Source organism: Herbaspirillum sp. DW155 (assembly GCF_037076565.1).
Lineage (GTDB): Bacteria > Pseudomonadota > Gammaproteobacteria > Burkholderiales > Burkholderiaceae_D > Herbaspirillum.
In genome coordinates, this window is the sequence record NZ_AP029028.1 from 870,796 (window position 1) to 897,444 (window position 26,649).

Consider the following 26,649-nt stretch of genomic DNA (forward strand, 5'->3'; position numbering starts at 1 on the left):
CGTAGCAGTACACCGGCATCGCGGCGGGCAATACGGTTCTTTCCCTCTGGCAATACGGTTTCAAACCGGCAGCAATACAGTCGGCAATACAGTCAGCAATACAGTTTCAACACAGTTTCAATACGGAACCAATACGGAGAAGCGGCGAATGACGCTCGAATATGATCTCTTGGTGGTCGGCGGCGGCATCAACGGCGCGGGCATCGCGCGCGATGCGGCCGGCCGCGGCCTGCGGGTGCTGCTGTGCGAACAGCATGACCTGGCCCAGCATACTTCCTCGGCCAGCACCAAGCTCATCCACGGCGGCCTGCGCTACCTCGAGTACTACGAATTCAAGCTGGTGCGCAAGGCACTGCAGGAACGCGAAGTGCTGCTGCGCTCGGCACCGCACATCATCTGGCCGCTGCGCTTCGTCATGCCGCACGACGCCAGCCAGCGCCCGGCCTGGATGATCCGCGCCGGCCTGTTCATGTACGACCACCTCGCCAGGCGCGAGATCCTGCCGCCCTCCGAAGGCGCCAACCTGAGCCGCCACGCCGCTGGTCAGCCGCTCAAGGGCGACTACCGCAAGGGCTTCGTCTATTCCGATGGCTGGGTCGATGATGCCCGCCTGGTGGTGTTGAATGCGATGGACGCGCAAGAACACGGTGCCCGCATCCTCACCCGCACCAAATGCATCAGCGCCCGCCGTGAAGGCAACCTCTGGCACGCCGTGCTGGAACAACAGCATGCCGGCGGCGTGCAGCAGGAAGAAGTGCGTGCCCGCGCCATCGTCAACGCCGCCGGCCCCTGGGCTGCGCGCTTTGCGCAGTCGGTGCCGCAGGCCAGGACCGGGCGCAGCCTGCGCCTGATCAAGGGCAGCCACATCGTGGTCAAGCGCCTGTTCGATCACCCTTACGCCTACATCTTCCAGAATCCGGACAAGCGCATCATCTTCGCCATCCCCTACCAGGAAGAATTCACCTTGATCGGCACCACCGATCTCGAATACCACGGCGATGCCGGCAAGGTCGAGATCGATGCGCAGGAGATCGAGTATCTCTGCGAGATGGCCAACCGCTATTTCAAGCGCCAGATCAGCCAGGCCGACGTGGTGTGGACCTACTCGGGCGTGCGTCCGCTGCTGGACGACAGCGCCGAGAATGCCTCGGCCATCACGCGCGACTACCTGCTCGAATGTGACGATGCCGGCGCCCCCATGCTCAACGTCTGGGGCGGCAAGATCACCACCTATCGCAAGCTGGCCGAAGAAGCGCTGTCCATGCTGGCCCCGCATCTGGGCGCATCGAGCAAGCCGTGGACGGCCGGTGCGCCGCTGCCCGGCGGCGACCTGGAACAGCCCGGCAAGATGGTGGCGCGCTATGACTTCGATGCCTGGCTGCGCAAGTTCCAGGCGCGCCATCCGTGGCTGCCGGTTGAGCTTGCCCATCGCTATGCACGCAGCTATGGTTCGCGCGTGGAGCAGATCATCGGCCAGGCCGACAGCCTGGCCGCGCTGGGCGAAGAACTGACACCGGGCCTCTACGAGGCCGAAGCGCGCTATCTGGTGCAACACGAATGGGCGCGCGGCGCGGACGACATCCTGTGGCGCAGGAGCAAGCTGGGCCTGCATTGCGGGCCGCAGCACAGAGGACGACTGGAGGCGTGGCTGGCCAGTGTGCCGGACCCCGCCGCCCCAGTCCCCCACTGAGCCAGGTCGTCGCACACCATCAATCAAAAAAATGTAGCGAGGAGACAGCGTGACCCTGGAACTGAAACAAGTGGCCAAGACGGTCGGTGCCGAAACGCACCTCTATCCGCTTGACCTGAACCTTGCCAAAGGCGGCATCAATGTCCTGCTGGGGCCGACCCAGGCGGGCAAGACGTCGCTCATGCGCATCATCGCCGGGCTCGACAAGCCCACCGCAGGACGCGTGCTGGTCGATGGCCAGGACGTGACCGGCGTGGGCGTGCGCGAGCGCAACCTGGCGATGGTGTACCAGCAATTCATCAACTATCCCGGCCTGACGGTGTTCGAGAACATCGCCGCGCCGCTGCGTCTGCAGAAGCAGCCGGCACAGACCATCACCCAGCGCGTCAACGAGATCGCCGAGAAGCTGCACATCGCCCATCTGCTGCAACGTCTGCCGCTGGAACTCTCCGGCGGCCAGCAGCAGCGCTGCGCACTGGCACGTGCGCTCATCAAGCGCGCGCCGCTGGTGCTGCTGGATGAACCGCTGGTCAACCTCGACTACAAGCTGCGCGAGGAATTGCGCAGCGAACTGATTTCTCTCTTTGCCACCGGCGACACCACCGTGGTCTATGCCACCACCGAGCCGCAGGAAGCACTGCTGCTGGGCGGGCACACCGCCGTGATGCACGAGGGCCGCCTGCTGCAGTTCGCGCCGACGCTGGAACTGTTCAACAGTCCGGCCTCCACGCAGGTGGCCGCGATCTTCAATGATCCGCCGATGAACCTGCTGGAGGCCACGGCCATCTCCTCTGCGCATGGCGTGGCGGCGATCCGCATGAACGACGGTAGCGTGCTGGAAATCGCCGGCCGCCAGCTGGCCTTGTCCGAAGGCCAGCCCTGCAAGCTGGGCATCCGCTGCAACGACGTGCGCCTGGAAGCGCTCAGCGCACCGGGCGTGAGCCTGGGATGCAGCGTGTCGCTGGCCGAACTCTCCGGTTCCGAAACTTACCTGCACCTGCGCCATGGCGATGTGCCGCTGGTGGCGCAGCTGTCGGGCGTGCATGAAGTGGCCATCGGCAGCACGGTGCAAGTGAGCATCGCCGCCGCCAAGGCTTTCCTGTTCGATACACAAGGGCGCCTGTTGAGCGCTCCGCTGGAGACTCGCTGACATGGCCCGCATCGAATTCAAGAACCTCGGCCACGCCTACGGCAGCAACCCGGCCAGCCTCAAGGATTACGCCCTGCAACCCATGAACATGGTGTGGGAAGACGGTGGCGCCTACGCCTTGCTCGGTCCCTCGGGCTGCGGCAAGTCCACGCTGCTCAATATCATTTCCGGTCTGCTGCAGCCCTCCGAAGGGCAGGTGCTCTTCGATGGCCGCGACATGACCCGCATGGCCACGCGCGAGCGCAACATCGCCCAGGTGTTCCAGTTCCCGGTGCTGTACGACACCATGAGCGTGTTCGACAACCTGGCCTTCCCCCTGCGCAACCGCAAGATGCCCGAGCGCGAAGTGCAGGCGCGCGTGCGCGAGATCGCCGAGATGCTCGATCTCACCCGCGACCTCAAGCAGCGCGCCGCCGGTCTGTCGGCCGATGCCAAGCAAAAGATTTCGCTGGGCCGTGGCCTGGTGCGCAAGGACGTGGCGGCGATCCTGTTCGATGAACCGTTGACGGTGATCGATCCCCACATGAAGTGGGAACTGCGCCAGAAGTTGAAGGAAATCCACCATCAGCTCAAGCTCACCCTCATCTACGTCACCCACGACCAGGTGGAAGCACTGACCTTCGCCGATGAAGTGGTGGTGATGACCGAGGGCAAGGTGGTGCAGCAGGGCAAGCCGGAGGCCTTGTTCCTGCGTCCCGATCACACCTTCGTCGGCTATTTCATCGGCAGCCCCGGCATGAACTTCTGCCCGGTGCGCGTGGAAGGCGATGCGGTCCTGCTGGGTCACCAGCGCGTGCAGGTCGAGGCCGCGCAATTGCAGGCCTTGAAGAACAGCAATGGAGACCTGAAGCTGGGCATCCGTCCCGAGTTCGTCGAACTGGCCGCGCCCGGCACGGCCGGTGCGGTCAGTGCCGAGATCACCCAGGTGCAGCACCTGGGCACCAGTCAGCTGGTGACGGCACAGTGCGAGGGCATGAGCGTGAAGGCCCGCGTTGCGCCCGAGATGAAGATCGCCACCGGCCCGCACTGGCTGCGGCTGGCCAAGCCCGAGACGATCTACTTCAGCAACGACCAGAGAATAGGACGCTAAGCCATGAACAAGCCCTACAACAACAAGGCCTGGTTCTTCATCCTCCCGGTCTTTCTGACGGTGGCCTTCTCGGCCATCATTCCGCTGATGACGGTGGTCAACTATTCGGTGCAGGACATCATCAGTCCCGAGCAGAAAGTCTTCGTGGGTCTGGACTGGTTCCGCGAGGTCATGCGCGACGGCGAGCTGCATGCGGCGCTGCTGCGTCAGCTGATCTTTTCCTTCTGCGTGCTGCTGGTGCAGATCCCGCTGGGCATCGGCCTGGCGCTGGCGATGCCGCACAAGGGCTGGAAGTCCTCGGCCACGCTGGTGATCCTGGCCATGCCGCTGCTGATTCCCTGGAACGTGGTCGGCACCATCTGGCAGATCTTCGGCCGTGCCGACATCGGCCTGGGTGGCTACCTGCTCAACCTGCTGGGCATCGACTACAACTACGCCTCCAATTCGCTGGACGCCTGGCTGACCGTGCTGGTGATGGACGTCTGGCACTGGACGCCGCTGGTGGCGCTGCTGGCTTTTGCCGGGCTGCGCTCGATTCCGGATGCCTACTACCAGGCCGCGCAGATCGATGGCGCCAGCCGTTGGGCGGTGTTCCGTTTCATCCAGCTGCCCAAGATGCGCGGCGTGCTGGTGATCGCGGTGCTGCTGCGTTTCATGGACAGCTTCATGATCTACACCGAGCCCTTCGTGCTCACCGGTGGCGGTCCCGGCAACTCGACTACCTTCCTGAGCCAGTACCTCACGCAGAAAGCCGTGGGCCAGTTCGACCTCGGACCGGCGGCCGCCTTCTCGCTGATCTACTTCCTCATCATCCTGCTGTTGTCCTTCGTGCTCTACAACTGGATGCAGAGCGCCGGCAACAACGCCAATGCTTCGGGTGGCCAACATGAATAAGAACCAGGACAAGACCTTCACGCGCATGCTGGTGATGCTGGTCTACATCGCCTTCACGCTGGTGCCGCTGTACTGGCTGCTGAACACGTCGCTGAAGACCAACGAGGAAACCCTGTCGGTCTTCACGCTCTGGCCCAACGCGCCCACGCTGGATAACTACAAGGTGATCTTCACCGATCCCTCGTGGTATTCGGGCTACATCAACTCCATCATCTACGTGGCCATGAACACGGTCATGTCGCTGCTGGTAGCCCTGCCTGCAGCCTATGCCTTCTCGCGCTATCGCTTTCTGGGCGACAAGCACATGTTCTTCTGGCTGCTGACCAACCGCATGACGCCGCCGGCGGTGTTTTTGCTGCCGTTCTTCCAGCTGTATTCCACCATCGGCCTGTCGGATACGCATATCGCGGTGGCGCTGGCACACATGCTCTTCAACGTGCCGCTGGCGGTGTGGATCCTGGAAGGCTTCATGTCGGGCGTGCCGCGCGAGATCGACGAGACGGCCTACATCGATGGCTTCTCCTTCCCGCGTTTCTTCCTGCGCATCTTCCTGCCGCTGATCAAGTCGGGCGTGGGCGTGACGGCCTTCTTCTGCTTCATGTTCAGCTGGGTGGAGCTGCTGCTGGCCCGTACGCTCACCTCGGTCAATGCCAAGCCGATCAGTGCCATCATGACCCGCACCGCCTCGGCGGCGGGCATGGACTGGGGCATCCTGGCAGCGGCCGGCGTGTTGACGATTGTTCCGGGAGCGTTGGTGATCTGGTTCGTGCGCAACCACATCGCCAAGGGCTTCGCGATGGGGAGAGTGTGATCATGGGAAATGCATTGTCGTGGATGTCGTGGACGCCACCGGTAGCGATCTTTTTCGTGTGCGTGGTGCTGATGCTGATCGGCATGACGGTGTGGGAAATCCGCTCGCCGACCATCGAACGCAAGGGATTTTTGCCCATGCGCACCACCAGGGGTGATCGACTGTTCATCGGTCTGTTGAGTGCGGCCTACATCAACCTGGCCTGGGTGGGACTGACCGATATGGATCAGTGGTATGCCGCCGTGCTGGGTTTGCTGGCGCTGGTGCTGATCATGCGCAAGGGCTGATCGGATGGCATGACTACCGTTCGTCCTGAGTAGCGGCGTGGCCGCGTATCGAAGGCGCTCTGGATTCTGAGCGTCCCTTCGACAGGCGCATGAGCGCCTTCGACACGGCCCTGGCGGGCCTGCTCAGTCCGAACGGTGTGTGATGGTGGTACGACTGAGTTTCAGTGGATGGCAGCAGGCAACAGATCTGTAATCACAATGGACGTCCGGGGATTCTCCTTCCCTACCCGGCACGCCAATTCAGGGGAAGGTGACGAGGAGACATGATGCAGAACATGCGGAAAATCAAACTGACCGTGCTGGTCGCCGCCATGGCTATGGCCGGGGTGGCCGGTAATGCCTGGGCCGACATCAAGGCCGCCGAAAAATGGGTGGATTCGGAGTTCCAGCCCAGCACGCTCTCGCGTCCGCAACAGGTCAGCGAGATGCAATGGTTCATCGACGCCGCCGCCAAGCTCAAGGCCAAGGGCGTCAAGGAAATCCACGTGGTCTCGGAGACCCTGGATACGCACGCCTACGAGTCCAAGACCCTGGCCAAGGCCTTCGAGGAAATCACCGGCATCAAGGTGATCCACGACGTGATCCAGGAAGGCGACGTGGTGGAAAAGATGCAGACCTCGCTGCAATCGGGCAAGTCCATCTATGACGGCTGGGTCAATGACTCCGACCTGATCGGTACCCACTACCGCAATGGCCAGACCGTGGTGCTGACCGATTACATGGCCGGTCCCGGCAAGGAATACACCAACCCCGGTCTGGACCTGAAGGACTTCATCGGCACCAGCTTCACCACCGCGCCCGATGGCAAGCTCTACCAGCTGCCCGACCAGCAGTTCGCCAACCTGTACTGGTTCCGCGCCGACTGGTTCGCGCGCAAGGACCTGCAGGACAAGTTCAAGGCCAAGTACGGCTATGAACTGGGCGTGCCGCAGAACTGGTCGGCCTACGAAGACATCGCGGCCTTCTTCACCAATGACGTGAAGGAACTCGATGGCAAGAAGATCTACGGTCACATGGACTACGGCAAGAAGGACCCCTCGCTGGGCTGGCGTTTCACCGATGCCTGGCTGTCCATGGCCGGTGCCGCCGACAAGGGCTTGCCCAACGGCTTGCCGGTCGATGAATGGGGTATCCGCGTGGCTGACGACAAGTGCACCCCGGTGGGCGCTTCGGTCTCGCGCGGTGGTGCCACCAACTCGCCGGCCGCGGTCTACGCCCTGACCAAGTATCTGGACTGGATGAAGAAGTACGCCCCGCCTGAAGCGCTGGGCATGACCTTCTCCGAGGCCGGTCCGGTGCCCTCGCAAGGCCACATCGCGCAGCAGATCTTCTGGTACAGCGCCTTCACCGCCAGCATGACCAAGCAGGGTCTGCCGGTGGTCAATGCCGACGGCTCGCCCAAGTGGCGCATGGCGCCCGGCCCGCATGGCCCGTACTGGAAGGATGGCATGCAGAACGGCTACCAGGACGTCGGTTCGTGGACCTTCCTGAAGAGCACCCCGCCGGACCAGATGGCCGCCGCCTGGCTGTATGCGCAGTTCACGACCTCCAAGACCGTCTCGCTGAAGAAGTCCATCGTCGGCGTGACCTTCATTCGTGACTCCGATATCCGTTCCGACTACTTCACCAAGAACGCCGCCAAGTACGGCGGCCTGATCGAGTTCTACCGCAGCCCGGCACGGGTGGCGTGGACCCCGACCGGGACCAACGTGCCTGACTATCCGAAGATGGCCCAGCTGTGGTGGAAGAACATCTCCTCGGCCATCTCCGGCGAGAAGACTCCGCAAGGTGCGATGGACAACCTGGCCGAAGAGATGGACGGTATCATGGCCCGCCTGCAGCGCGCCGGCATGAAGCAGTGCGCACCCAAGCTGAACCCGAAGAAGGACCCGGCCACCTGGCTGTCCGACAAGGGCGCACCGTGGGCCAAGCTGGCCAATGAAAAGCCCAAGGGCGAGACCATCCCCTACGACAAGCTGTTGCAGGCCTGGAAGGATGGCCGCGTACGCTGATGCGTACTGACTGGCATCATGCTTGAGAAGACGCCATTCCGGCGGTGTCGGGATGGCGTTTTCGTGTTTTTATGTGTACGTTTTTTTTGTTAGTTTTTCGGTAGTAAAAATTTAGTCTTTCCGTTTTCAAACCTTAGTTTTTCAGTACGTCTGCAAGGAACAGTCATGGCTTATCTGCTCGCCCTCGACCAGGGTACCTCCAGCTCGCGCAGCATCATCTTCGACCAGAGCGGCGCCATCGTCGCCACCGCCCAGCAGGAATTCCCGCAGATATTCCCGCAGCCGGGCTGGGTCGAGCACGATCCCCTGGATCTCTGGCACAGCCAGTTGCAGACCGCGCAGAAGGTGCTGGCACAAAGCGGTATCAAGGCCGAAGAACTGACGGCCCTGGGCATCACCAACCAGCGCGAGACCACCGTGGTGTGGGAGCGCGCCACCGGCAAGCCGGTCTACAACGCCGTGGTCTGGCAGGACCGCCGCGCCGAAGTGGTGTGCGCTTCCTTGCGTGAACGCGGCCTGGGCGAGGCCATCCAGAAGAAGACCGGGCTGGTGCTCGATCCTTATTTTTCCGGCACCAAGCTGCGCTGGATCCTCGATAACGTCGAGGGCCTGCGTGCGCGTGCCGAGCGCGGCGAGCTGCTGTTTGGCACGGTCGATTCCTGGCTGGTCTGGAACCTCACCGGTGGTCGCCTGCATGTGAGCGATGTCTCCAATGCCTCGCGCACCATGCTGTGGAATATCCATACCGGTGCCTGGGATGAAGAGCTGCTGCAATGGCTGGGCATTCCTGCATGCATGTTGCCCGAGGTACATGCCTCGGCGCACATCTATGGCGAGATCGATGCACAGCACCTGGGCGCAGCGGTGAAGATCGGCGGCATCGCCGGCGACCAGCAGTCGGCCCTGTTCGGCCAGGCCTGCGTGCGTCCCGGCATGGCCAAGAATACCTATGGCACCGGCTGCTTCATGCTGCTGCATACCGGTGACCAGTGCGCGACCTCGCACAACGGCCTCATCAGCACGGCCGCCTGCCAGGTCGATGAACGCAAACAATATGCGCTTGAAGGCAGTGTCTTCATCGGCGGTGCCGTGGTGCAGTGGCTGCGCGATGGCTTGAAGGCGATCAAGACCTCCACCGACGTCGAAGGCCTGGCCTGCACGGTGGAAGATTCAGGCGGGGTGGTGTTCGTGCCGTCCTTCACGGGGCTGGGCGCACCGTACTGGAACCCTGCGGCCAAGGGGGCCATCGTTGGCCTGAGCCGTGGCAGCACGGTGGCGCACATCGCGCGTGCCGCGCTGGAATCGATTGCCTTCCAGAGCACGGCCTTGCTCAATGCGATGGTGCGCGATGCGGTCTCGCCCATTACTGAACTGCGCGTGGATGGCGGCGCGGCGGCCAACAACCTGTTGCTGCAATTCCAGGCCGACCTGCTGGGCATTCCGGTAATCCGTCCGCAAGTCACCGAGACCACGGCGCTGGGCGCAGCCTACCTGGCCGGCGTGGCCACGGGCGTCTATCGCGATCTGTCGGAGTTGTCCTCGCAATGGCGCATGGAGCGTACCTTCGAGCCGCACTTCACGCGCGAGCAGGCGCAGGAACGCATCCACGCGTGGGAGTCGGCGATTGGCCAGGTCAGCGCTGGCTGAGCCGGCGCAGACGCAAGCTGGCGCCGGACCTCAGGCAGGGGTGCCGGTGCTGAGCAGCTGCATGGTATCGAGGTGGCTCAGACGGGCCCACTCCTCGCCGCCGCGCGCGACGATGGTGTCGGCTTCGGGCGTGGCCATGAGGTCGAGGATCTCGGTGTCGCTCATTTCCATGTTGTCGTTGTAGCGGAACACCTTCAACACCGGGCGCGTCAGGTCTTGCGCATTCTGGCGGATCACGAAGCCGGTGCGGCCCGATTCCAGCTTGACGATGGAGCCCACCGGATAGATGCCCAGGGTCTTGACGAAGGCCAGGAACATGGCGCGGTCGAAGTGGCCGTTCCAGGAAGCCATGCTGGAAATGGCCTCGGCCGGATCCCAGGCGCGCTTGTAGGGACGGTCCGAAGTCAGCGCGTCATACACGTCGCAAATGGCGGCCATGCGCGCATACAGGCTGATCTGGCCACTGCGCAGCGCATCCGGATAGCCGTTGCCATCCATCTTTTCGTGGTGGTGCAGGCAGACGTCGCGCGCATAGTCGGGCACGTTGGGGTCCAGGCTCAGGTATTTGTAACCCAGCTCGGGATGCTTCTTGACCTGGGAAAATTCCTCGTCGGTCAGCTTGCCGGGCTTGTTGAGCAATTCATGCGACAGGAAGGCCTTGCCCACATCGTGCAGGAAGCCGCCCAGGCCGGCTTCGCGGCAGGCGTTCTCGTCCAGTCCCAGGGTGCGGCCCAGCGCCACCATCAGGGCACAGACCGCCACCGAGTGCAGGTAGGTATATTCATCGGCCATCTTCAGGCGCAGCACGCTGAGGGTGCCGTTGGGGCTTTGCAGCACCGCGCCGGCAATCTCTTCCACCACCGTGACGCAGCGCTCCATGTCCAGCGCCTTGCCCAGACGGGCTTCGCTGAACATGGCCTTGGTGGCTTTCTTGGCAGTCTCGCGCAGGGCCACGGCGTCCATCAGCGTGGTATCGATGTCCGGGCCGGGAGGCAGGTCAGGTAATTCGGGGACGACGCTGGCCTCATCTTGCGCCGGCAGTTCATCGCCGCCATCGCCGCCATCATCGGCTTCGTCCACGTCCAGGCCGCGTTCGGTATCGATCCAGCAATACGGGATGCCGCTGGCGTGCGCCTGCCTGAGCTCGCTGTCGCTCTTGAGCAGGAACTTGTTCTTCCAGAACGGGTGGTCCAGCCAGGCTGCTTCAAAGCCGGAAAAATACATACCGAGGACCAGGTCCTCCGTTTTAATTTTTTTCAACATTTCTCGTACATCTTTCCGGCGAGCCGGGAGGGGGACTTGGCATCCCGGGCCACTGGCGGTGGAGCGCCGAGGGTCGCGGGGCGGGATTGCCGGTCGTTAATCATCTCATATGCATGTGCATATGTGAAAGCTTCTGTTTGTTGTGATTTTACCCACAAGCGCGTTTGTCGGTGTTCACCGACGGGCCAAGACGAAAAAAAGCCCGTCCGGGGGATGGACGGGCTGAAAGATCCGCTGGATGTCGTCGCAGCGGACAAGGGGAAGAGGAGTCCCGATGTGCTCACTGTAGGCCCCGAAAATTAAGCCAGACTTAAATGCGCAGAAAAGCTTGGACCAGCCCCCGCAGGCAAAGGGGACGGCACTTTCCGGCGGGTAACGTGGCATGCGCGCATCACTTCATCCCTCTTTTGCGGGAAGTGCATGAATTTGTAAAATTCCGGAGCGCCCGCTGGTACGCTTGAGCACACCCGGATGGCATCAAGACCACGGGGATATCCGGGAGAGTCAGCCGGGCCAGACCACACCCCATCCTGCCCCCGGATGCCGGCGCCGCTGCGCGCCGGTGCCGGGCCATGCGGCCATCCGCGGTTTCTTCTGATCAGGACATCATGACATCGACTTCCCTGCGTACCCGGCTCATCGCTCTCTGTGCCGGCATTGTCGTGCTGGCCATGCTGGCCATCGTGCTGACCAACTTCCTCACGGCGCGCTCGCGCACCATGAGCGCGCTGGACGGGCAGATGGCCCAGCTGGCGCAGAGCCACGCCTCGGCCATTGCCGAATGGGCCGACGCCAGGAAGCTGGTGGTGACGTCCATCAAGCAGGCCGCCGACGCGGCCGATCCGCTACCCTTCGTGAAGGCGGCCGAGACTGCCGGCGGCTTCGACCTGGCCTATGTGGGCTATGCCGACAAGCACGCGGTGTTCTCGCAGCAGCGCAGCCGCGCGCCCGATTACGACCCGACCAAGCGCCCCTGGTACCAGCTGGCCGCTTCCAGCAAGGGGCCGGTACTGACGGCCCCTTACACCAGCGCCAGTACCGGCAAGCTGCTGGTGACCTTTGCCGAAGCCATCACCAAGGATGGTCAGGTGACCGCCGTGGCGGCGGCCGACGTGCTGCTCGACAGCGTGGTAGCCGACGTGGTGGCCATCAAGCCGACCCCCGACAGCTATGCCTTCCTGGTCGACCTGGGCGGCAAGATCATCGCCCATCCGAATGACAAGCTGCGCCTGAAACCCTTGTCCGACCTCGATGCCGGCATCAGTGCGCAATCGCTGGCGGCGGCCATGGCGGCCAGCGGCCATCAGGAACTGTCGCTGGACGGGCGCCGGCAGATGCTCTATGCCGCCCGCGTGGCCGGCACCGACTGGCTGCTGGTAGTGGCGCTGGACCGTGCCGATGCACTGGCTTCGCTGACCGCCATGCTGGCCAGCTCGGGCGTGATGGCCGTGCTGGTGACGATATTGGCGGCGCTGGTGCTGGGCGCACTGATTTCTCGCGTGCTGCGCCGGTTGTCAGTGGTGCAGCGGGCCCTGGAGGAGATCGCCGATGGCGATGGCGACCTCACCCGCCGTCTCGATACCCAGGGCAGCACCGATGAACTGGGGCGCATCAGCGCCGCGTTCAACCGCTTCGTGGACAAGGTGGAGCACGTCATGCTCGATATCCGCGAGGCCAGCCACACCATCCACGCGGCCACGCGCGATATCGCCAGCGGCAACATGGACCTGTCGCAGCGCACCGAATCCCAGGCCAGCTCGCTGGAGCAGACCGCCGCCGCCATGGAGGAGCTGACCTCCAGCGTGCGCCAGAATGCCGACAACGCCCAGCAGGCCAATGCACTCTCGCAATCGGCTTCCGAGATCGCCGGGCGGGGCGGCGCGATGGTGGAGCAGGTGGTGCAGACCATGAGCGCCATCAATGCCTCCTCGCAAAAGATCGTGGACATCATCAGCGTGATCGATGGCATCGCCTTCCAGACCAATATCCTGGCCCTCAATGCAGCGGTGGAAGCGGCGCGCGCCGGCGAGCAGGGGCGCGGCTTCGCGGTGGTGGCCTCGGAGGTGCGTTCGCTGGCCCAGCGCTCGGCCACGGCGGCCAAGGAAATCAAGGTCTTGATCAGCGATTCGGTGGAGCAGGTGCGGGCCGGCGAGCAAACCGTCGGCCAGGCCGGCAGCACCATCCGCAGTGTCGTGGAGAGCGTGCGCAAGGTCAGCGAGGTGGTCGCCGAGATCACCTCGGCCAGCCGCGAGCAAAGCCAGGGCATCCAGCAGACCAACGACGCCGTGGCGCACATGGACCAGGCCACCCAGCAAAACGCGGCACTGGTGGAAGAAGCCGCCGCCGGCGCACAGCAATTGCAGGAGCAGGCGGCACGGCTGGCCGAGGTGGTGGCGCTGTTCCGCTTGCGGGATGCCGAGCGGCAATGACGGCTTGCTGGCCGGGGGCCGCTGGTGGCGGTATGTAGGCTGCCAGGGCATTCACGCTCAGGCGGGTATATGAAGAAAAACGCGCTGGCGTGCAGGTCAGCGCGTTTTTTCATTCATGCGGTCGACTTCATCAGTGAAGTTCAGCGCTCGCGGACATCCGGCAGCAGTACCGTCAGCACCCCCGCCAGCGGCAGGAAGGCACACAGGCCATAGACCCAGGCGATTCCATACAGGTCGGCCAGGTGGCCCAGCAGGGCCGCACCGATGCCGCCAAAGCCGAACATCAGCCCGAAGAACACGCCGGCGATCATGCCGACCTTGCCCGGCACCAGCTCTTGCGCATAGACCACGATGGCGGAGAAGGCCGATGAGATGACCAGCCCGATCACCACGGACAGGATGGCCGTCCAGAACAGGTTGGCATGCGGCAGCAGCAGGGCGAAGGGGGCGGCGCCCAGGATGGAGATCCAGATCACCAGCTTGCGGCCGATGCGGTCGCCGATCGGGCCGCCGACGAAGGTGCCCACCGCCACCGCACCCAGGAACAGGAACAGGTACAGCTGGGACGAAGCCACCGACATCTGGAAGCGTTCGATCAGGTAGAAGGTGAAGTAGCTGGTGAAGCTGGCCATGTAGAAGTACTTGGAGAACACCAGCAGCGCCAGCACCACCAGCGCGCGACGCACGGTGGCCGGCGGCAGCGTATGGGCGGCGCGGGGTTTGCCCCGGCCCTTGTTGGCCGCCAGGTGGCCGCGATACCAGCGCGACACCCGCGAGAGCACTACGATGGCCAGCGCTGACAGCAGCACGAACCAGGCCACGTTGCCCTGGCCATACGGCACCACGATGGCCGCAGCCAGCAGCGGCCCAAAGGCCGAGCCGGCGTTGCCGCCCACCTGGAAGGTCGATTGCGCCAGGCCGAAGCGTCCGCCCGAGGCCATGCGGGCGATGCGCGAGGCTTCCGGGTGGAAGGTGGAGGAGCCCACGCCGATCAGGGCGGCCGCCAGCAGGAAGGCGCCGAAGCTGCCCGCCAGCGCCAGCAGCACGATACCCATCAGGGTGGCCACGGCACCGGTGGGCAGCAGCCAGGGCTGCGGATGGCGGTCGGTATACATGCCGATCCACGGTTGCAGCAGCGAAGCGGTGACCTGGAAGGTCAGCGTGATCAGCCCGACCTGGGTGAAGGTCAGGCCATAGCCGCTCTTGAGCATCGGGTAGATCGAGGGCAGCAGCGCCTGGATCATGTCGTTGATCAGGTGCGCGCCGCCGCAGGCCAGGATGATGCTCATCACCAGCGGCTGGGCGGCGATGGCGGCAGAGGCATTGGCCGCGGTGGAGGCGCCCGAAGCGCTGGAGGGCGCGGAGGCGTTGGAGGTGTTGGAGTCGGTGGCACTGGTCATGGTGTCTGGTCAGGCAAGCAGGAGGAGGACTCGAAGCGTATCATTGGCACCTATTCATGCTGATGACACTTGTTAGCGATTAAATGCCATGCGTGCCAACCTGACCTCCGTGTGCCCCAGCGCCGAAGTGGATACCTTCCAGCACCTGCCCAGCAGCGTGGTGGCCTTTGCCCGTGAACTGTCCTGCCGCGACCTGCTCACGGCGCACTCCCATCGCCGCGGCCAGTTGCTCTATGCGGTGGAGGGCGTGATGCAGGTGCGCACCCCGCAAGGCGTGTGGCTGGTGCCGCCGCAGCGGGCGCTGTGGCTGCCGCCCTGGGTGGAGCATGAAATTCTGATGCTCAGCAAGGTCAGCATGCGCACCCTCTACATCGATCAGGCCCACGGGCGCGAGATCGGTGAGCAGTGTCGTCTGCTGGAGGTGTCGGTGCTGCTGCGCGAACTGATCCTGGCCATGCTGGCCGAGCCGCGCGATTATGCGCCGCACAGCCGTGCCGGCCATGTGGCCGAGCTGATCCTGTCGGAACTGGCCCGTGCGCCAGCCATTCCGGTGGCCATCCCGTGGCCGCGCGACCGCCGCCTGCAGGCGATCTGCGAAGCCATCCTGGCCGATCCGGGGCGGCAGTTTTCGCTGGCCGACTGGGCCGGCATGGGCGGGGCCAGCGTGCGCACGGTGATCCGGCTCTTTCCCAAGGAAACCGGTTTGCAGTTCCGCCACTGGGTGCAGCAGGTGCACCTGAGCGAAGCCCTGGTGCGTCTGGCACGCGGCGATGCGGTGGGCGTGGTGGCGCAGGCGCTGGGCTACCGCAGCCAGAGCGCGTTTTCCAACATGTTCCGCAAGGCCTTGCGCACCACGCCCAATCATTATTTGCCGCGTCAGGACCGGCGCCGCATCACGCTGGCGCAATAGCTGCGCGGATCAGCCCAGCAAGTGCAGGCAAATGCTGGCAAATGCAGGCACACTGGCGGACTCGTTCGTTCTCAATGGAGTCTGCATGGTTCACCCCCAGCGCCTGCCCGCCATCACCCGCGAGGCGATGCGTCCCGACCAGACCGCGATGCTCGATGCCATCCTGGCCGGCCCGCGCAAGAATCTCAACGGCCCCTTCGTGGCCTGGATCCACAGTCCGCCCCTGGGCGAGCTGGCCCAGCGTCTGGGGGCTTTCTGCCGCTACGATACCGGCTTGCCGCTGCGCCTGTCGGAGCTGGCCATCCTCACCACGGCGGCGTGCTGGCAATCGCAAGCGGAGTGGTTCATCCACCTGCCCATCGCCATCGAGGCCGGCATCGCGCCGGAGCTGGCCGAACAGATTCGCCTGGGCCGGACGCCCCGTTTCGTGGCCGAGGATGAAGCGCTGATCTGGCGTTTCACCACCGAGCTGTACCGCGACAAGCGGGTCACCGATGCCACCTATGCGCAAGCCTGCGAGATGTTCGGTCTGCAGGTGGTGGTGAACCTGGTCGGCCTGCTGGGTTATTACGCGCTGGTGGCCATGACCCTCAACACCTTCGGCATGCGCGCCGAAGGGCAGGGCGAGGACCAACTGCCCTTCGCGGAGCCGCCGGTACGGTCCGCATGATGCGTCGAGACGCCGCGTCCCGCCTGGATGATGCCGGTTTGCAAGTGTAAAGATTGTCGATCTTTTACCGTAACCAGGTCATGAGAACTCCGCATCAGGAGAGTGAACATGGCAATGGAAACCGATCTGGCCATCTCGGCGCGCGACGCGCTCACGCAACTGGCCCAGCAAAACCTGCCGCGCAATGACGCAGCCTCTGCGCCGACGACTGCATCCCTACCCGAAGTGGCTGCCTTGCCCGAAGAAGGCGTGACCCTCTCGTTGTCGGCACAGGGCAAGCTGATGGCGGCGCTGGCCAGTGCGGTCGATCATGTCACGGCGGCGGCCGTCGATTCCACCGAAGCGGCTCAGGCTCCCGGCGTGCAAGCGGTCACCAGGACGCTCCTCGATGCCGCCACTCCCATCACGCGCAACACCCTCTTCGCCATCGAAGCCCGCCTGGTGGCCGCACGCCGGGGCGCCGACGCCATTGCGGCCGTCGATGCCGAGCTGCCGCCTTCGGACGACCCCCAGCGGCTGCGCCAGGCACGCCAGGCCACCGAGTCCTTGTATGGACGTGCGGACAATCCGTTTGCAGACAAGACGCGCGCCGAGCTTTCGGCCATCGTCTATGACGAGAGCGGCGCCTATACCGTCAATGAACGCTATGCAGCCGCCAACCAGCGCACCGAACTGGACCAGAAGTTCTGGGCGCCGGTGTTCCGGCGCGCGCTGGAGAGTGGTGACTGGAAGCCCGTCATCACGGCGGCGCTGGTGTTCTATACCAGCTTGTCTGCATTGGAGCAGACCGCGTATCCGGACAACTACGCGCAACTGCTGCAGCAGTACCTCGACCTTTATCAGTGGCAGTCACCGTCCGCGCCGGGCAGCTTGCCGCCGCAGCAGCAGGCCGATCTGGCGCGCATGCTGGAAACCCTGGTGCTGCCGCTGGGCCCGCTGGCCTTAGCCGGTGGCGTGATTCGCGGACTGATGCTGCCGCGCCTGGAACCCTCACTGGCTCAGCTCATTGCCGATGCGCCGCGTCTGGCCGATCTGGTCCAGGTCAACAACAGCGCCCGCGCGGCCCAGGACAGCGCTTATCTGGTGTTGCTGCAACGGGTCTTCGGGGTGACGCGTCGGGAGGACGAGCCCGTGCCGCTGCGCCGTGCGGCCGCCGGTGCGAGTCCGCGTGACTTCCTCGCCTTCGGCGACCGCCGCCTGCTGGCCGAGGCCTATGCCTATGCGCAACTGCATGAGATGGCGCTGGAAGACGTCGATGCGCTGGCCCATGACCTGGCCGCCTATCGCCGCGCCCGTGCCGGTGCGGCCAGCCTGCGGGCCGCCGGTCAGAGCGATGCGAAAGTGGCGGCGGCTGGCACGCAGGCGGTGGATGCAGTGCTGTCCCACGCCGCGCGCATGAGCAGCGAAGAGGCCGTGATCGCGCGGCGTCTGCTGACCAGTCGCGCGGCCAGCATGACGCATTTCGATCATGGCTTCCTGGCCTGGCTGCTGGACCCTGCCGGCGCGGGCTGGCGCGATGGTGAGCTGAGCGGCCACGCCGTCAGTTTCAGCGCGCTGGAAAAATTGCTGGCCGGTCTGGCCGGTGTGAGCGTGGGAGAGTCCGTCGGTGAGGCCAGCGAGGTCGAGGCTTCCTACCGCATGACACTGGAACGCATCGCCCTGCAAGAGCCGCCACTGCTGCGCCCGCCATCGCAAGCCGCTGCCGAAGGGGCGCAGACGCTGACCCTTGCAGCGCAGATGGCCGCGCTGGCGCGCAGCGATGCGGCCGACAATGCCTTCATGAACAATGCGCTGATGCTGCTGCGCATGTATCGCCTGTCGTTGACCATGAGCCCGGCCGAGCAGCGCACGCTTTCCGAACTGGTCTATGCGGCCATGAAGAAGCGCCGTGTGCGGGCACGCCGTGGCAAGCTCTTCGTGGCCTGGGCCGAGCGCAGTCCGCTCATGCCGTCCTTGCCTGGGTGACAGCGGCTGCTCAGCGCTGAGGCCAGGCACGCTGCAGAATCGCTTGCTGCGCGGCAAGGCTGGTGCCATCGAGGGTGCCGTAGACGCGGCCGCCATCGCAGTCGCTGCGGCTGGCGAGGAAGGCGTCGGCCGAGCCTTGCGGTGCGTGGCGCAGCATCAGCATGGCTTGCAGGGCCAGCACCAGTTGCTGCACCAGGCGGCGGGCACAGGCTTCGCGCTCGTGCTCGGGCGCTGCGAGCATCTGCTTGAGCGCGCGTACCCGCAGCGCCAGTGCGGGATGCGCGGTGGCGGCGTCATCCAGTTCCAGCAGCAACTGTGCAAAGCCCTCGGTCTCGCGGCTCATCGCGCGCAGCACGTCCAGGCACATCACGTTGCCTGAGCCTTCCCAGATCGAATTGACCGGCGCTTCCCGATAAAGCCGCGCCATCGGACCGGTTTCCACATAGCCGTTGCCGCCCCAGACTTCCATGCATTCGCCGGTGAATTCGAGTGCACGCTTGCAGATCCAGAATTTGGCGGCGGGCGTGACGATGCGTTTCCAGGCGCGCTGCAGCGGATCATCGGGGGCGTCGAAGGCATGTGCCAGGCGCAGCATGAGCATGGTGGCGGCCTCGCTCTCCAATGCCAGGTCGGCCAGCACGGCGCGCATGATGGGCTGCTCGGCCAGCAGGCGGCCGAAGGCGCTGCGGTGGCGCGCGTGGTGGATGGCTTGCACCAGCGCCTGGCGCATCAGCGCGGCACTGCCGATGACGCAATCCAGGCGCGTGTGGTTGGCCATCTCGATGATGGTGGGAATGCCGCGTCCGTCCTCGCCGACCATGATGCCCATGGCTTCTTCGAACTCCACCTCGCTGCTGCTGTTGGAGCGGTTGCCGAGCTTGTCCTTGAGCCGCTGTATCAGCACCGGATTGCGCGTGCCATCGGGCAGCCAGCGCGGCACGAAGAAACAGGACAGGCCATTCTCGGTACGCGCCAGCATCAGGTGCGCATCGCACATCGGCGCCGAGAAGAACCACTTGTGACCGGACAGCAGATAAGCCTTGCCGCGCCCTTCATTGAGGGGATCGGCCGGCATGGCAATGGAGGCATTGCTGCGCACATCCGAGCCGCCCTGTTTCTCGGTCATGCCCATGCCGATCAGGATGGAGCGCTTCTGCGTCATCGGCAGGTCGCGCCCGTCGTGCTCGCGCGAATAGAGACGGCTGCGCAGTTGTTCGAACAGCGCCGGTTCCTGCTGCAATACCGGAATGGCGGCGAAGGTCATGGTGGTCGGGCAGAGCGAGCCGGCCTCCACCTGGGCATGCAGGAAATAGCCGGCAGCCCGCGCAGCGTGTGCGCCGTCGCCCGGCTGCATCCACGGCAGCGCGTGCAGCCCGGCGCGGCGCAACTGTTCGAGCAACGTATGCCAGGCCGGGTGGAACTCGACGACATCAATGCGATGGCCGGTGCGGTCATGCGTGTGCAGCACCGGTGCATGGGTATTGGCCAGCATCGCCAGTTCGCTCATCTCGGCCTTGCCCAGCAGTTCGCCCTGGCTGGCGAGCGGGCTGTCGTGCCAGTGTGCGCCTTCGCGCTGCACTGCCTCGGTCAGGGCAAGGTCGCTGTGGTAGAGGTTGTAGTCGCACAGGTCGGGGACCTGGTTGGTGATGTCGTGGGTGTGCATGTCGTCTCCATGGTTGCGCAGCCGCTTGCCGATGAGTACGCCCTGTTGGAGTTTTAGTGGGGGCCGTGCCTGGTACAGTGTAGGGCATCGCTGCTGGAGGGACAGGGCAAGATTGCTTTAAATGATTTGGCTATATCGTTATAAGCATCTTGTTAGGTCGGCCTGCCAACAGATGCGCAGCAGTCATATTAGAATGCCCCTTTCGACCAAAGATCGCCCCGTGCCCCGGCACGGCTGCGCAAGGAAGCCAAGCAGATGTCTTATCCGACCATCGAATCCACCATCGGCAACACCCCGCTGATCCAGTTGCCGCGCATTGGCGGCGAAGAAGCCAAGCGGCGCAACAACCTCATCCTCGGCAAGCTGGAGGGCAACAATCCGGCCGGCTCCGTCAAGGACCGTGCGGCCTATTCCATGATTACCCGTGCCGAGGCACGCGGCCAGATCAAGCCGGGCGATACCCTCATCGAAGCCACCAGCGGCAATACCGGCATCGCCCTGGCGATGGTGGCGGCCATGCGCGGTTACAAGATGGTCCTGCTGATGCCGGAAAATCTTTCCGAAGAACGTCGCCAGAGCATGGCTGCCTATGGCGCGAAGATCGTGCTCACGCCCAAGAGCGGCGGCATGGAATACGCGCGCGACCTGGCCGAGCAGATGCAGAAGAATGGCGAAGGCCTGATCCTCGACCAGTTCGCCAATCCCGACAATCCGCTGGCCCACTACGAGACCACCGGCCCCGAGATCTGGCGCGATACCAAGGGCAGCATCACGCACTTCGTCAGCGCCATGGGCACCACCGGCACCATCATGGGCGTGTCGCAATATCTCAAGGAGCAGAATGCCCAGGTGCAGATCGTCGGTGCGCAGCCGGAAGAGGGCTCTTCCATTCCCGGCATCCGCAAGTGGCCGGAAGCCTACCTGCCCAAGATCTTCGACCGCTCCCGCGTGGACCAGGTGGAGTCGGTCAGCCAGGCCGATGCCGAAAACATGGCCCGCAAGCTGGCCGTGACCGAAGGCCTGTTCTGCGGCATCTCGGCAGCGGGCGCCTGTGAGGTGGCGGTGCGCCTGTCGCATCAGCTGGAGAATGCGACCATCGTCTTCATCGTCTGCGACCGGGGTGACCGCTATCTGTCTACGGGCGTGTTCCCGGCCTGAGGCGATCAGCGGCGTGCAATGAAAAACGGAGCCGATGGCTCCGTTTTTTTATATGACCAGGCTGCGCGAAGACTTAGTTTTTATCACCCAAAAACTAAGTAAACCGTCCGATGCCAGCCACCACGACGACTGCAGCGCTGGCACGCGGCCGGCTGCGGATTACTCCGTCGTGCCGCCAGTCGGTGCCGGTGCGCCCGGGGCTGCACCTGGCTTGGGTTTGAACTGCTTGTCGCTGATGCGGAATTTTTCGCGGCGGTCGCCCATCAGTTCGCGCAGTTCGCGGATCGACAGTTCGCTCACCTCGTGCATGCGGATCAGCAGCGATGCACCGACCGGCAGGCGGCGGTGACGGATCTTGCTGATCACCGGCGGTGCCACTTCCAGCGCACGCGAGAGGGCGGCATCATTCTTCAGATGCAGCTTTTCGATCAGCGCATCGAGCAGATGGTTGGGATCGTAGTTGACTTGATCGGTAATCGAGTTGGATTCAGCAGTATCGTGGGTAGTCATGATCGGGACGTTCCATTATGCAGATGTTTGTGGAAGGCTTTGCGCCTATGCATTAATTGTTTGTAAAACTGCAAAACGCGACTGACGTTATCCGCGAAGGCGTTGCCTTTTTCTGCAAGATACCGAAAGCCCTATCAAAGAACGGCTTCAAAACAATACTTCTTATCAAGTTCTCTGTTCTCTGACCTAATGCGCTTGAAGCAGCGCAACAATAATTCTATGTCTATATAGAAATAATTGCACATTTTTCATGCAGTCAGAAAATTCTATTTCTCAATAGTTGCAGAAACTCATTTTCAAATTTGTAACAGATATTAACAGGATTTTTTGTGCATTTGCTAGCGTTGTTCTTTTGATACGACAAATGGCAGCATATTCCAGCCGCTTAGCCCCAGATTGCGCATGGTAGCCATGTTTTTTTCAAAGATGGCGGCCGCATCGGGGTAGGTGGCGACGGCCCGGTCGATGCTGCTTTCTCGCAACAGATGGAGGATGGGAAAAGGCGAGCGATTGCTGTAATTCTCAATATCGCCGGGCTCGGCATCGGCAAATTGATAATCCGGGTGGAAGCTGGCAATCTGCAACACCCCGTCCAGCTCCATTCTTTCCAGCAAGCGGTCGGCCCAGTCCAGGAAATCGTTGTATTCGAGAAAATCGCCTAATGCGAGCGGGATGATGAAGAGGGTGGTGTCGACCTGCTCCGGGTCGGCTTTTGCCAAAAAGCTCAGTTCTTGTTCCAGATCAACTGAAAGATTGTTCCAATCCTGCTGCCGGCTGACGTGGTAGCGGACCTGATCCTTCACATGGACCGACTTGGCAAAAGGACAGAGATTCAGGCCGATCACGGCCTGTTCCAGCCAGGCGCGCGTGAGCGCCACGACCTCGGCGTCAGCGGGAGAGGGCAGGGAGGATGCGGGAGAAGGTGAAGAAGTACTCATACCGGCATTGTCGCACGCACCACCGGCGCCTGGTCACAATTGCCCGCTGCCGCGCCAGATCGGCTATGCTTGCCAACCTTTGGCGGCGCGGCCGGTATTGCGGTATTGCGCGGCTGCCCTTTCCTTGCACGAACAGATTCCCATGGCGCTCAAATCCACCATCTTCAAGGCCGACCTGCAGATTTCCGACATGGATCGGCATTACTACCAACAGCATGCACTGACCATCGCCCGCCATCCGTCCGAGACCGACGAGCGCATGATGATCCGCGTGCTTGCCTTCGCCCTCAACGCCAGCGAGGCGCTGGCCTTCGGCAAGGGCTTGTCGGACACCGATGAGCCCGACCTGTGGCAGAAAGACCTGACCGGGGCCATCGACCTGTGGATCGAAGTCGGCCAGCCGGACGACCGCGCCATCCTCAAGGCCTGCGGCCGCGCTGAACAGGTGCTGGTCTACAGCTACAGCAGCACCTCCAACATCTGGTGGAACCAGACCGGCAGCCGCGTGGACCGCGCCAAGAACCTCAAGGTCATCAATATCCCGGCCGAGGCCAGCCAGGCCCTGGCCGCGCTGGCCGAGCGCACCATGCAGCTGCAATGCACCATCCAGGACGGGCAGATCTGGCTGGGCGCCAATGAAAACATGGTGTTGATCGAGCCGGAAACGATCAAGGATGTTGCCTGAGTCCGTGCATCAGGCGGGTCAATGCGGGTAGTGCAACGCGTCTGGAAAACTTAGTTTTTCAGACGCGTTTTCTTAAAATCCAGGAAGCAAAAACTTAGTTTTTCTCCAGCGCCTGCGCCCGCCCTTCCAGATGCCCCAGCAGCCGCTGCCCTTCACTGGAATGGAACCAGTCGGCATGCCCCAGGAAATAGGTGTCATAGGCCAGCGAAGCATTCTGCGGCGACTGCGTGACGCCGTGGAAATAGTCCAGTTCCGCCAGCGCGAATTCGGCATGCACCAGCGGCAGCAGTGCAGCCAGCGCGCGCATCTGGCGCGCATTCAGCGGCTGCTGCGCGGCATAGCCATCGAGCATCGCATCGAGCAGGTCCAGATGGACCAACTGCACGTCCCGCTGCGCAATGGCCAGCCATTCGACGATGTTGCGCTCGATGGCGGTGGCCAGGTCATGCAGCGCGCAGGTGCGGTCGCACAGGCCGAAATCGAGCACCGTCTGCACGCGCGCTTCGCGCGTGCCATCGGTCCACAGCAGGTTGGAGGCATGCCAGTCGTTGTGCGTCCACAGTGGCGTGAATTCATCCAGATAGGGCTTGAGCCCGGCATGCCAGGGCAGCAGGTGCTGCGCCACTTCGCCGCGCCACGGACGGCCTTCGAGATATTCGGCAATGGCCGGGCGCTGTTCGATGTAGTACTGCAGCGGCCGCACCGGGTCTTCCTGCGAGAAGATCGTGAAGCTCGATACCAGCGGTCGCGCCGGGCGTGCCGGGGCATCGTAGCCGGCTGCGGCCTGATGCAGGCGCGCCAGCATCTGTCCCGCTGAACGGGCATGGGTGCAGCTGCTGAAGGGTGTCCACGACATCGCTTCCCGATACAGATCCACGCCCGGCGCCAGCGGGAAGACTTCATAGGTCCAGTAGTCATCGGCCAGCGCCGTGGCGCCATCGGCCGTGCTCAGGGCGCTGATGACCGGCAGGCCGCGTGCCTGCAGATGCGCCACGAAGCGGTGTTCCTCGGCCAGTGCGGCGACGTCGCGCACGCGTGCGTGATGGCGCTTGACGATGATGGGCCCGCTCTCGGTCTGCATCACGCAGGCCGCCGAGAACGGGCGCGGGCTGTGCCATTCCAGCCGCAACGGCTGGCCCACGCCGGGATAGTGGCGCAGCACGCGGGCCACTTCGGCCGAGGTCAGTGCGGGCCAGTCGGAAATGACCGGCTCCACGCCCATGCCGTGGCTGATGACGCGGGTGAGGTGATGGGAAGCGGCGTCCATGAAGTCGTCAGCAAACCGGCAGATCAGAAATCATATTGCAGCGACAGTCGCGCCGTACGCGGCGCACCGAGGTGCACATAGCTGTCGCCCAGGTACTGGCCGGCATCCTTCCAGTAACGCTTGTCGAACACGTTGTCGACGTTGGCGCGCAGGGTGGCGGTGTGGCCGTTGATGCGCAGCCTGTAGCGCAGCCCGGCATTGAACACGTGCACCGCCGGCAGGCTCACGCTGCCATCGCGCGTGGCAGGTTTGCGCCCGCTGTAGAGCCAGCTGCCCATGAGGTTGACGCCTTCCACCCCCGGCAACGCATAGTCGGCATAGACGCTGCTGCGCAGGCGCGGCACGTTGACTACCTGCTGGCCATCATAGGCGGGCGTGCCGGTATCGCTGGCGCGCGCGCGGATGGCCGTCACGCTGGCACCGACGGCCAGGCGCGGGGTGAGCCTGCCGTTGGCGCCGAGTTCGAGGCCGGTGTTGGTCTGGCGGCCTTGCTGGACGTAGGTGAAACTGCCGCTGTCGTCCGGCTTCTGGTACTCGTAGGCCTTGCGGATGCGGAAGACGGCGGCGCTCAACGCCAGATCGGGCGACACCTCATATTTGGCACCGGCCTCCAGTTGACGTGCGACCGACGGCGGCAACGTGGTCGGGAAGTTGCTGACCCAGAACGGTGCCGAGCTGCCCATTGTCAGGGTTTCGGCATAGCTGCCGTAGAGCGAGACGTTCTGCACCGGCTTGAAGATCAACGCCAGTTGCGGCAGGAAGAGATTGCGCGAGGTGGCGCGCGTGACGCTGCCATCGGCGCCGAAAGCCTGCTCGTTCAGCCACACCTGACGTCCTCCGGCAATGGCTTGCCAGCGCTCCGAAAATTGCAGGCGGTCGCTGAAGAAGAGCGCCTTCTGGCGACTGTCCAGGTTGCGGTAGGCTGGTGGAATGGGCGCATCTGAAGGTGTGAGTGCCGGCGTGCCCGTGTAGATGTTGCCGCTGCCCACCAGCACGCTGATGCCATCGGATTTGTCCACCACCCGGCGCGACATGGCCACGCCCATCGTCAGCTCATGCTGGAGCCAACCGGTGGCGAATTTGCCGGTCATGACCGCCTGCGCTTCGTCGTTGCGGCGCTCGTCATCGGGCACGCGATAGTCATAGACATCGAAGTCGCCATTGGCGGCAAAGGTGGAGGATGCCCCGCCACCGCTGCCATAGGGGAAGGCCAGATAATCATCGATGACGGCGCGGCTGCGCCCGGCCTGCACATAAGCACGCCAGTTCGCATTGACTTCGGTATCCACCCGCAGGCGATAGTTCAGCGAGCTGTCCCGCACCGGCTGCGCCCACGATTGCGGCGTCAGCATGGTGGTGGGCGACACGCCAGAGGGCAGCGTGGTCCCGCCCAGCAACTGATAGCCGGCCACCGAGTGCTGCGCCTTCTGCTGGTATTCGGTATCGAACTGCACCAGCGTCTTGGACGACAGCGCCCAGGTCGCCGACAGCGAGGCGAAGTCGCGCCAGCCATCGCCATTGTTGACGTAGGAATGGATGTCTTCATGCGCGGCATTGATGCGCAGGCCGAACTGCTTTTGCTCACCGAAGATGGCACCGAGGTCGGTGGCCAGGTAGCGCGAGCCGTTCGAATCCGTGCCCAGCGTGAGCGAACGCACGTTGGCCGGGCGCTTGGTCACATAGTTGACGATGCCGCCGGCGCTGCTCACGCCGGCCTGCAGACCGGCCACGCCCTTGAGAAATTCGACGCGCTCCTTGTTCTCCAGCGCCACGGTCTGCTCGCCGACGACGGTCAGTCCATCGATGCGATAGGCGCTGGCCGGGTCCAGCGTGATGCCGCGAATGGCGAAGTTTTCGTAATAGCCGACGGGGGCATAGTTCTCGTTGATGGAGGCGTCGTTCTTGACCACATCCGAGAGCAGGCGCGATTGCTGGTCGCGCATCTGCGCCGCGGTGACGACCGCCACCGAGGCCGGGGTATCGAGCAGCGGCGCGTCCTCGAAGCCGGCCACCGAGGCCGAGCGCGCATGGCTGGCGTCCTTGCTGCCGCTGGCGGTGACGTTGACGGTGGGCAGGGACTCGCCCTTGTCGTCGGCGCTGTCGGCAGCACGGGCGGCCGAGAGGCCAAGCGAGGTGCCGGCCAGCGTCAGCATGAGCGTGGAGGCCAGGGGTGCAATGCGTTTCATCGTGTTCTGATCGTGGAAGAGGGC

Annotated in this window: 21 protein-coding genes; 14 read left to right on the forward strand and 7 right to left on the reverse strand. The window is 63.8% G+C overall.

Annotated features, from left to right (window positions below; genetic code table 11):
* Positions 1–148 precede the first annotated feature (148 nt).
* The 8 genes from glpD to glpK all read left to right on the forward strand — a co-directional run bounded on the left by glpD (position 149) and on the right by glpK (position 9,581).
* Positions 149–1,690 (forward strand): glycerol-3-phosphate dehydrogenase, encoded by a 1,542-nt coding sequence (glpD, locus tag AACH55_RS03935; RefSeq protein WP_338718116.1) that lies wholly within the window; start codon positions 149–151, stop codon positions 1,688–1,690.
* Between the two features lie 49 nt (positions 1,691–1,739).
* Positions 1,740–2,840 carry an ABC transporter ATP-binding protein gene (locus AACH55_RS03940; protein WP_338718117.1) on the forward strand — a complete coding sequence of 367 codons (1,101 nt, stop codon included), beginning with the start codon at positions 1,740–1,742 and terminating at the stop codon, positions 2,838–2,840.
* A gap of 1 nt (position 2,841) precedes the next feature.
* A complete protein-coding gene (locus tag AACH55_RS03945; protein ID WP_338718118.1) occupies positions 2,842–3,930 on the forward strand; it encodes an ABC transporter ATP-binding protein in 1,089 nt (362 codons plus the stop codon).
* 3 nt (positions 3,931–3,933) lie between these two features.
* Positions 3,934–4,824 carry a sugar ABC transporter permease gene (locus AACH55_RS03950; RefSeq protein WP_338718119.1) on the forward strand — a complete coding sequence of 297 codons (891 nt, stop codon included), beginning with the start codon at positions 3,934–3,936 and terminating at the stop codon, positions 4,822–4,824.
* Complete coding sequence (locus tag AACH55_RS03955) at positions 4,817–5,635, forward strand: carbohydrate ABC transporter permease (protein ID WP_338718120.1); 819 nt, start codon at positions 4,817–4,819, stop codon at positions 5,633–5,635. The genes AACH55_RS03950 and AACH55_RS03955 overlap by 8 nt, the downstream gene beginning before the upstream one ends.
* 2 nt (positions 5,636–5,637) lie before the next feature.
* Positions 5,638–5,922 carry a DUF2160 domain-containing protein gene (locus AACH55_RS03960; protein WP_338718122.1) on the forward strand — a complete coding sequence of 95 codons (285 nt, stop codon included), beginning with the start codon at positions 5,638–5,640 and terminating at the stop codon, positions 5,920–5,922.
* 263 nt (positions 5,923–6,185) lie between these two features.
* Entirely contained in the window at positions 6,186–7,934 is a 1,749-nt protein-coding gene (locus tag AACH55_RS03965) for an ABC transporter substrate-binding protein (protein WP_338718123.1), read from the forward strand.
* Between the two features lie 165 nt (positions 7,935–8,099).
* The gene (gene glpK / locus AACH55_RS03970) at positions 8,100–9,581 is read left to right on the forward strand and encodes a glycerol kinase GlpK (protein ID WP_338718124.1); all 1,482 of its coding nucleotides are present in this window, start codon (positions 8,100–8,102) and stop codon (positions 9,579–9,581) included.
* A gap of 30 nt (positions 9,582–9,611) precedes the next feature.
* On the opposite strand, the gene AACH55_RS03975 is transcribed toward glpK, so the two are convergent.
* Positions 9,612–10,844: an HD-GYP domain-containing protein gene (locus AACH55_RS03975; RefSeq protein ID WP_338718125.1), complete on the reverse strand. Its 1,233-nt coding sequence runs from the start codon at positions 10,842–10,844 to the stop codon at positions 9,612–9,614.
* A 608-nt stretch (positions 10,845–11,452) separates the two neighbouring features.
* Here AACH55_RS03975 and AACH55_RS03980 point away from each other — a divergent pair.
* Complete coding sequence (locus AACH55_RS03980; protein ID WP_338718126.1) at positions 11,453–13,273, forward strand: methyl-accepting chemotaxis protein; 1,821 nt, start codon at positions 11,453–11,455, stop codon at positions 13,271–13,273.
* A gap of 140 nt (positions 13,274–13,413) precedes the next feature.
* Here AACH55_RS03980 and AACH55_RS03985 read toward each other — a convergent pair whose 3' ends face one another.
* Complete coding sequence (locus AACH55_RS03985) at positions 13,414–14,673, reverse strand: MFS transporter (RefSeq protein WP_338718127.1); 1,260 nt, start codon at positions 14,671–14,673, stop codon at positions 13,414–13,416.
* An 88-nt stretch (positions 14,674–14,761) separates the two neighbouring features.
* Between AACH55_RS03985 and AACH55_RS03990 the strand changes: the two genes are divergently transcribed.
* The 3 genes from AACH55_RS03990 to AACH55_RS04000 all read left to right on the forward strand — a co-directional run bounded on the left by AACH55_RS03990 (position 14,762) and on the right by AACH55_RS04000 (position 18,218).
* Positions 14,762–15,583 (forward strand): helix-turn-helix transcriptional regulator, encoded by an 822-nt coding sequence (locus tag AACH55_RS03990; RefSeq protein WP_338718128.1) that lies wholly within the window; start codon positions 14,762–14,764, stop codon positions 15,581–15,583.
* A gap of 85 nt (positions 15,584–15,668) precedes the next feature.
* Complete coding sequence (locus tag AACH55_RS03995; protein WP_338718129.1) at positions 15,669–16,253, forward strand: carboxymuconolactone decarboxylase family protein; 585 nt, start codon at positions 15,669–15,671, stop codon at positions 16,251–16,253.
* Between the two features lie 108 nt (positions 16,254–16,361).
* The gene (locus tag AACH55_RS04000) at positions 16,362–18,218 is read left to right on the forward strand and encodes a hypothetical protein (protein WP_338718130.1); all 1,857 of its coding nucleotides are present in this window, start codon (positions 16,362–16,364) and stop codon (positions 18,216–18,218) included.
* A gap of 10 nt (positions 18,219–18,228) precedes the next feature.
* Here the strand turns inward: AACH55_RS04000 and AACH55_RS04005 are convergent, their stop codons facing one another.
* On the reverse strand, positions 18,229–19,881 hold the full coding sequence (locus AACH55_RS04005) for an isovaleryl-CoA dehydrogenase (RefSeq protein ID WP_338718131.1): 1,653 nt from the start codon (positions 19,879–19,881) through the stop codon (positions 18,229–18,231).
* Positions 19,882–20,136: 255 nt separating this feature from the next.
* Here AACH55_RS04005 and cysM point away from each other — a divergent pair, with 255 nt between their 5' ends.
* On the forward strand, positions 20,137–21,039 hold the full coding sequence (gene cysM, locus AACH55_RS04010; RefSeq protein WP_088754772.1) for a cysteine synthase CysM: 903 nt from the start codon (positions 20,137–20,139) through the stop codon (positions 21,037–21,039).
* A gap of 159 nt (positions 21,040–21,198) precedes the next feature.
* On the opposite strand, the gene AACH55_RS04015 is transcribed toward cysM, so the two are convergent.
* Together AACH55_RS04015 and AACH55_RS04020 are read right to left on the reverse strand one after the other, a co-directional pair.
* Positions 21,199–21,549: a hypothetical protein gene (locus AACH55_RS04015; protein ID WP_338718133.1), complete on the reverse strand. Its 351-nt coding sequence runs from the start codon at positions 21,547–21,549 to the stop codon at positions 21,199–21,201.
* Between the two features lie 338 nt (positions 21,550–21,887).
* Positions 21,888–22,487 (reverse strand): DUF1415 domain-containing protein, encoded by a 600-nt coding sequence (locus AACH55_RS04020; protein ID WP_338718134.1) that lies wholly within the window; start codon positions 22,485–22,487, stop codon positions 21,888–21,890.
* 142 nt (positions 22,488–22,629) lie between these two features.
* On the opposite strand from AACH55_RS04020, the gene AACH55_RS04025 reads away from it, so the two are divergent.
* On the forward strand, positions 22,630–23,172 hold the full coding sequence (locus AACH55_RS04025; RefSeq protein WP_338718135.1) for a YaeQ family protein: 543 nt from the start codon (positions 22,630–22,632) through the stop codon (positions 23,170–23,172).
* A gap of 94 nt (positions 23,173–23,266) precedes the next feature.
* Here the strand turns inward: AACH55_RS04025 and AACH55_RS04030 are convergent, their stop codons facing one another.
* Complete coding sequence (locus tag AACH55_RS04030; RefSeq protein ID WP_338718136.1) at positions 23,267–24,439, reverse strand: phosphotransferase; 1,173 nt, start codon at positions 24,437–24,439, stop codon at positions 23,267–23,269.
* 23 nt (positions 24,440–24,462) lie between these two features.
* A complete protein-coding gene (locus AACH55_RS04035; RefSeq protein WP_338718137.1) occupies positions 24,463–26,625 on the reverse strand; it encodes a TonB-dependent siderophore receptor in 2,163 nt (720 codons plus the stop codon).
* Between the last annotated feature and the right edge of the window lie 24 nt (positions 26,626–26,649).

Coding starts and splice junctions, on each gene's coding strand:
- AACH55_RS03990 (WP_338718128.1), top strand. CDS start 14,762: ATGCGTGCCAACCTGACCTCCGTGTGCCCCAGCGCCGAAGTGGATACC.
- cysM (WP_088754772.1), top strand. CDS start 20,137: ATGTCTTATCCGACCATCGAATCCACCATCGGCAACACCCCGCTGATC.
- AACH55_RS03965 (WP_338718123.1), top strand. CDS start 6,186: ATGATGCAGAACATGCGGAAAATCAAACTGACCGTGCTGGTCGCCGCC.
- AACH55_RS04005 (WP_338718131.1), bottom strand. CDS start 19,881: ATGCACACCCACGACATCACCAACCAGGTCCCCGACCTGTGCGACTAC.
- AACH55_RS03980 (WP_338718126.1), top strand. CDS start 11,453: ATGACATCGACTTCCCTGCGTACCCGGCTCATCGCTCTCTGTGCCGGC.
- AACH55_RS04000 (WP_338718130.1), top strand. CDS start 16,362: ATGGCAATGGAAACCGATCTGGCCATCTCGGCGCGCGACGCGCTCACG.
- AACH55_RS04025 (WP_338718135.1), top strand. CDS start 22,630: ATGGCGCTCAAATCCACCATCTTCAAGGCCGACCTGCAGATTTCCGAC.
- AACH55_RS03950 (WP_338718119.1), top strand. CDS start 3,934: ATGAACAAGCCCTACAACAACAAGGCCTGGTTCTTCATCCTCCCGGTC.
- AACH55_RS03955 (WP_338718120.1), top strand. CDS start 4,817: ATGAATAAGAACCAGGACAAGACCTTCACGCGCATGCTGGTGATGCTG.
- AACH55_RS04030 (WP_338718136.1), bottom strand. CDS start 24,439: ATGGACGCCGCTTCCCATCACCTCACCCGCGTCATCAGCCACGGCATG.
- glpD (WP_338718116.1), top strand. CDS start 149: ATGACGCTCGAATATGATCTCTTGGTGGTCGGCGGCGGCATCAACGGC.
- AACH55_RS04035 (WP_338718137.1), bottom strand. CDS start 26,625: ATGAAACGCATTGCACCCCTGGCCTCCACGCTCATGCTGACGCTGGCC.
- AACH55_RS04020 (WP_338718134.1), bottom strand. CDS start 22,487: ATGAGTACTTCTTCACCTTCTCCCGCATCCTCCCTGCCCTCTCCCGCT.
- AACH55_RS03995 (WP_338718129.1), top strand. CDS start 15,669: ATGGTTCACCCCCAGCGCCTGCCCGCCATCACCCGCGAGGCGATGCGT.
- AACH55_RS03975 (WP_338718125.1), bottom strand. CDS start 10,844: ATGTTGAAAAAAATTAAAACGGAGGACCTGGTCCTCGGTATGTATTTT.
- glpK (WP_338718124.1), top strand. CDS start 8,100: ATGGCTTATCTGCTCGCCCTCGACCAGGGTACCTCCAGCTCGCGCAGC.
- AACH55_RS03985 (WP_338718127.1), bottom strand. CDS start 14,673: ATGACCAGTGCCACCGACTCCAACACCTCCAACGCCTCCGCGCCCTCC.
- AACH55_RS03960 (WP_338718122.1), top strand. CDS start 5,638: ATGGGAAATGCATTGTCGTGGATGTCGTGGACGCCACCGGTAGCGATC.
- AACH55_RS03945 (WP_338718118.1), top strand. CDS start 2,842: ATGGCCCGCATCGAATTCAAGAACCTCGGCCACGCCTACGGCAGCAAC.
- AACH55_RS04015 (WP_338718133.1), bottom strand. CDS start 21,549: ATGACTACCCACGATACTGCTGAATCCAACTCGATTACCGATCAAGTC.